1 protein-coding gene is annotated in these 664 nt (G+C 46.5%); it reads right to left on the bottom strand.

What is annotated here, in order from left to right; all coding sequences use genetic code 11:
• Nucleotides 1–152: 152 nt before the first annotated feature.
• A partial coding sequence (locus ACUU1I_RS21020; protein ID WP_449144935.1) for an ORF6N domain-containing protein occupies nt 153–664 on the bottom strand: 512 nt, incomplete at its 5' end.

Below are 664 nucleotides of genomic sequence, written 5' to 3'. Positions count from 1 at the left end.
GCGTTTAACGCCCTGTGCCATTTTTCAGGCACAAAAAAACCCGCATAAAGCGGGTTCTTTCAAGTGTCCATGTCTGCTATTCGCCTCGCGATACAGCTTTGCGAAGCTTACCGGAATTGAAGCAGTTTATGTGCAAAAATGCAAGAACTTTTTTAAAGCTGCATCAACCTTTCCACCAGTTTATCTCTGCGAACAACAAACAAACCATTGGCTCTCGCCAGTTCCAGCCATGACTCAAGGGAAATAACAATATCATCATCCCGTAACTGAATTGTGGAAACAGTGACACCGCCTCTCTGATAACAGAGAACTCGCGTGTCGTAACTTTTCTGGCATGAAACTGGCGTTGACGGATCCCTTTGACTGAAATAGCAGTCTTCCAGTTTTTCGAACACATCCCACGCCTGATCGGTTTCGAGCATTTTGGCGTGGCGTGCTGCGCCTCGTTCTGTCCAGAGGATGAGGGAGCGGGCTTTGGGTGAAACTGGATTTTGTGAGTAGTTTAAAGCGACCCGCAATTCTTTAAGGTCATTACCAACAACTTTGAAAAAGTGTTTCCCTTCAACGAAGCGTACTTTGTTCTCATGATGATTCTGGCGAATACGCACCGGCTCAGTGCCGTAAAGCTGCGCCAAAAGTTCGGTGGTAATAACAGGAATCTGTG

Source organism: Shigella sp. SIG3 (genome assembly GCF_053555855.1).
The sequence above is the reverse complement of the archived record's forward strand: the minus strand, read 5'-3'. Positions and strand labels throughout refer to the sequence as shown.